The sequence below is a fragment of the Streptomyces sp. NPDC059524 genome (genome assembly GCF_042749255.1).
GTDB classification, from domain to species: Bacteria; Actinomycetota; Actinomycetes; order Streptomycetales; family Streptomycetaceae; genus Streptomyces; species Streptomyces xanthii.
In genome coordinates, this window is sequence record NZ_JBHYTK010000028.1 from 1 (window position 1) to 4,758 (window position 4,758).

The following is a 4,758-nucleotide window of genomic DNA, read 5'->3' on the forward strand; positions in this document are numbered from 1 at the left end:
CGCACGAAGTGCGCATCTCCATAGGGGCGCGGGGCTGTGTCTATGAGCGGCTCCGCCGCGGGGCGCGACCAGCCCCCACCGGCCCGCGGACGAACGGGCGATGGGGGCTTCCGTCGGAGGTCAGAGGACCTTGGACAGGAAGGACTTGGTGCGGTCGTGCTGGGGGTTGGTCAGCACGTCGCGGGGGTGGCCGGACTCGACGACGACGCCGCCGTCCATGAAGACGAGACTGTCGCCGACCTCGCGGGCGAAGCCCATCTCGTGGGTGACGACGATCATCGTCATGCCCGATTCGGCGAGGTCACGCATGACGTCGAGGACGTCACCCACCAGCTCCGGGTCGAGCGCCGAGGTCGGCTCGTCGAACAGCATCAGCTTGGGATCCATGGCCAGCGCGCGGGCGATCGCCACACGCTGCTGCTGACCGCCCGACAGCTGCGAGGGATAGTTCTTCGCCTTGTCCCCGAGACCGACCCGCTCCAGGAGCTCGCCGGCCCGCTTGCGGGCATCCGCCCGCGACTGCTTCTTGACCTGGACCGGCGCCTCCATGACGTTCTCCAGCGCCGTCATGTGGGGGAAGAGGTTGAACCGCTGGAACACCATGCCGATGTCCCGCCGCTTCAACGCCACCTCCCGGTCGCGCAGCTCGTACAGCTTGTCGCCCTGCTGGCGGTAGCCGACCAGCTCGCCGTCCACGTACAGACGGCCGCCGTTGATCTTCTCCAGGTGGTTGATGCAGCGCAGGAACGTGGACTTGCCCGACCCGGACGGGCCGATCAGGCAGAACACCTCACCCTGCTTGACCTCCAGGTCGATGCCCTGCAGGACCTGCACCGCGCCGAAGGACTTGTGGACGCCCTCCGCCTTCACCATCACGTTCACGTCGCCGCTCACGCGCCCACCGCCTTGGACCGGTTCGACAGCGACAGCATGTTCGCCTTCACCTTCTGCCACGGCGTCGCGGGCAGCTGACGGGACGTGCCGCGCGCGTAGTACCGCTCGATGTAGTACTGCCCCACACTCAGGATCGACGTCATGATCAGGTACCAGGCCGCCGCCGTGAAGTACATCTCCACCGGCGAACCCGACTGCTGACCGATGTCCTGCGCGTAGCGGAACAGCTCGTTGAACTGCACCGCCGCGACCAGCGACGTCGTCTTGAGCATGTTGATGAACTCGTTGCCCGTCGGCGGCACGATCACCCGCATCGCCTGCGGGATCACGATCCGCCGCAGCGTCTTCGAGTGCGACATGCCCAGCGCGTGCGAGGCCTCCGTCTGGCCCTCGTCGACCGACATCAGACCCGCACGGCAGATCTCCGCCATGTACGCGGCCTCGTTCAGCCCCAGACCCAGCAGCGCGGTCAGCAGCGGCGTCATGAACGAGGACCAGTAGTCCTTGTAGATCGGACCGAGGTTGATGTACTCGAAGACCAGGCCCAGGTTGAACCAGATGAACAGCTGGACCAGGACCGGCGTCCCACGGAAGAACCAGATGTAGAACCAGGCGATCGAGCTGGTCACCGGGTTCTTCGACAGACGCATCACGGCCAGGGTGATACCGCCCACGACACCGATCAGCATCGACAGGACCGTCAGCAGCAGCGTCTTGCCGACACCCGTCAGGATGCGGTCGTCGAAGAAGTACTCCGGGACCGTGCTCCACTGGATCTTGCCCTGCCCGAAGGCATAGATGATCGACCCCAGCAGCGCGAGCGCGACCACCGCGGCCAGGTAACGCCCGTAATGCCGCACCGGAATCGCCCTGATGGCTTCCGGCGCGGTCGCGGGCGGCGGCGTGTCCTCGGGGCCGCCGCCCGTCTTCTCGATGTCAACAGACACGGATCTTGCCTTTCAACGACTTCTACGACCGAGGTGCGTGGTCACTTACCGCCGTTGACGGTGGCTTCCTTGACGGCGCCCGCCTCGACGCCCCACTTGGCGATGATCTTGTCGTACTCGCCGCTCTTGATGATCGCGTCGAGCGCGTCCTTGATGGCGTCGCGCAGCTGGGTCTGGTCCTTGGAGACGGCGATGCCGTACGGCGCCGCGTCGACCTGGTCGCCGACGATCTCGAAGGCCTTGCCGCCGCCCGTGGTCTTGACCGCGTACGCGGCGACCGGGAAGTCGGAGGAGCCGGCGTCGGCGCCGCCCGAGCGCAGGCGGGTCTGGGCCTGCTGGTCGTCGTCGAAGGCCTGGATGCCCAGCGTCTTGCCCTTGGGGCACTTCTTGGCCTGGGCCTTGGCCAGGTCGTGGGAGACCGTGCCGCGCTGCACGACGATCTTCTTGCCGCACAGGTCGTCCCAGGTCTTGATGCCCTGGGTCTTGCCCTTCGGCGTGTAGATGGAGACGCCCGCGTTGAAGTAGTCGACGAAGTCGACGCCCTCGCCGACCTTCTTGCCGGTGTCGGAGTCGACACCCTCCTGGCGGTCCTTGGTGTCCGTCATGGCCGACATCGCGATGTCGTAGCGGTTCGAGCGAAGGCCCGTGACGAGGGTGTCGAAGGTGCCGTTCTCGAACTCGAACTTCACGCCGAGCTGCTTGCCCATGGCCGCGGCGATGTCGGGGTCGATCCCGATCGCGTTGCCCGACTTGTCCTTGAACTCCACCGGCGCGTACGCGATGTCCGAGCCGACCCGGATGACGCCCTTGTCGCGGATCTCCTTGGGGAGCTTGTCGGCCAGCGGCGCGTTCTTGGTGGAGGCGGTGCCGGAGCCCGCGTCCTTGTCCTTCGTCTGGTCGCCGCAGCCGGTCAGCAGCAGGGTGCCGGCGACCGCGATCGCGCCGATCGCGGCTATCCGGGACTTCGCGGACGTCGCGGTCGTGCGGCGGGTGGTGCTTGCGGTCATGCTTGGTTCCTCCGGCAGGGTGAGGGAAAAAGCCGTGTGGTCGCACATGTTGTCGAGCGTCGCGACCTCGCGTGGTTACGGCATCTTGCCATTCGGACTGCCCGATTCAGGGGGTCTGCGATGTCAAAATCGGATAACGGGTCGCCCAAGATCGCAACAGGCGGGCGCTACAGGGGGCATGGCGCTGGATCTTCTGCCGATCCGCGGCCCCGGAACCGAAGATTCTCCGGTGGATCGCCCTTCGTCTCACCATTCGGGCGACCCCTCGCCCGCCTCGCGTTCGACTTGTTGAATTGTCCAGACATTCGGCTATGAGTCATGTCACCGAGGCGTGATCGATCACGTACGGGGTCGTCCGTGGCCCCGTCAGTCAGGTAAGAAGGTTCTTTACACCCCTCATCCGGGGCACAGGGCGCGCGTGCGGCGCGCCCGTCGTGTACGCACCCGCACGGCCGGTCACAAACGGACCGGCCGGGTCGTACGCGGTCCCGCCCGTTCCTCACCAGGAGCGGACCCACCCTCAACTGAAGCAATAAGACTTAAGGGGTCAGAAAAGTGGCAGCGGAGATCGTCAATCCTCGCAGCGACGCCAATACGGGCAACGAGGGCACTGACGAGCCCTTCGACCCGGCATTCGCGCTGCACCGCGGCGGCAAGATGGCCGTGCAGGCCACCGTGCCGGTCCGCGACAAGGACGACCTGTCCCTGGCGTACACGCCCGGCGTCGCGAAGGTGTGCAGCGCCATCGCGGAGAAGCCGGAGCTCGTCCACGACTACACGTGGAAGTCGAACGTCGTGGCGGTCGTGACCGACGGTACGGCCGTCCTGGGACTCGGTGACATCGGTCCCGAGGCCTCCCTCCCGGTGATGGAGGGCAAGGCCATTCTCTTCAAGCAGTTCGGTGGCGTGGACGCCGTGCCGCTCGCGCTCTCGACGACCGACGTCGACGAGATCGTCGACACCGTCGTGCGCCTCGCCCCGTCCTTCGGCGGCGTCAACCTCGAGGACATCGCGGCTCCGCGGTGCTTCGAGATCGAGCGCAAGCTCCAGGAGCGGCTCGACATCCCGGTCTTCCACGACGACCAGCACGGCACCGCCGTGGTCACCCTCGCCGCGCTGAAGAACGCGGCGAAGCTCAGCGGGCGCGAGCTCGGCGAGCTGCGCGGTGTGATCTCCGGCGCCGGTGCGGCGGGCGTGGCGATCGCCAAGTTCCTGCTCGAGGCCGGTCTCGGCGACGTCGCCGTCACCGACCGCAAGGGCATCGTGAGCCGCGACCGCGAGGACCTCAACCCGGTCAAGCGCGAGCTCGCCGAGATCACGAACAAGGCGGGCCTGTCCGGCACGCTGGAGGACGCCCTCGCGGGCGCCGACCTCTTCATCGGCGTCTCCGGCGGTACGGTCCCCGAGCCGGCGGTCGCCTCGATGGCGCCGGGTGCCTTCGTCTTCGCGATGGCCAACCCGAACCCCGAGGTGCACCCCGACATCGCCCACAAGTACGCGGCCGTCGTCGCGACCGGGCGTTCGGACTACCCGAACCAGATCAACAACGTGCTGGCCTTCCCGGGCATCTTCGCGGGCGCCCTCCAGGTGCGGGCCACGCGGATCACCGAGGGCATGAAGATCGCCGCCGCCGACGCGATCGCCGACGTCGTGGGTGACGAGCTCGCCGCCGGTTACGTGATCCCGTCGCCGTTCGACGAGCGGGTGGCCACGGCCGTCACCGCCGCCGTGGCCGCCGCAGCGCGCGCCGAGGGCGTCGCCCAGCGCTGACGCTGCCCGCGGTTCTTTTCGTGTGGTTCGGTCGAGGGGCCGCCCCCCCCCGGGCCGGAGCCCGGGGGGTGCCCGCTACCAGGCGGGGGGGGCGGGAGGGGGGGGGTCCCCCCCCCCGCGCCGTCGGGGCAGGGCCCGCG

General features: G+C 67.9%; 4 protein-coding genes. 1 reads left to right on the forward strand and 3 read right to left on the reverse strand.

Going from position 1 to position 4,758, the window contains the following annotated elements; all coding sequences use genetic code 11:
- Window positions 1-120: 120 nt before the first annotated feature.
- The 3 genes from ACFW9D_RS11020 to ACFW9D_RS11030 are packed head-to-tail and all read right to left on the reverse strand — an operon-like array spanning window position 121 to window position 2,848.
- Window positions 121-882 carry an amino acid ABC transporter ATP-binding protein gene (locus tag ACFW9D_RS11020; protein ID WP_317453357.1) on the reverse strand — a complete coding sequence of 254 codons (762 nt, stop codon included), beginning with the start codon at window positions 880-882 and terminating at the stop codon, window positions 121-123.
- A gap of 8 nt (window positions 883-890) precedes the next feature.
- Window positions 891-1,841, reverse strand: coding sequence for an amino acid ABC transporter permease (locus ACFW9D_RS11025; protein ID WP_384620290.1), 951 nt, complete (start codon window positions 1,839-1,841; stop codon window positions 891-893).
- A gap of 41 nt (window positions 1,842-1,882) precedes the next feature.
- Window positions 1,883-2,848 (reverse strand): ABC transporter substrate-binding protein, encoded by a 966-nt coding sequence (locus ACFW9D_RS11030; RefSeq protein WP_188336913.1) that lies wholly within the window; start codon window positions 2,846-2,848, stop codon window positions 1,883-1,885.
- 555 nt (window positions 2,849-3,403) lie between these two features.
- Between ACFW9D_RS11030 and ACFW9D_RS11035 the strand changes: the two genes are divergently transcribed.
- Entirely contained in the window at window positions 3,404-4,618 is a 1,215-nt protein-coding gene (locus tag ACFW9D_RS11035) for an NADP-dependent malic enzyme (RefSeq protein ID WP_188336912.1), read from the forward strand.
- The last annotated feature ends 140 nt before the right edge of the window (window positions 4,619-4,758 follow it).

Bases quoted from the DNA above. Each gene is read 5' to 3' on its own strand.
- ACFW9D_RS11030 (WP_188336913.1), bottom strand. From the start codon at position 2,848: ATGACCGCAAGCACCACCCGCCGCACGACCGCGACGTCCGCGAAGTCC.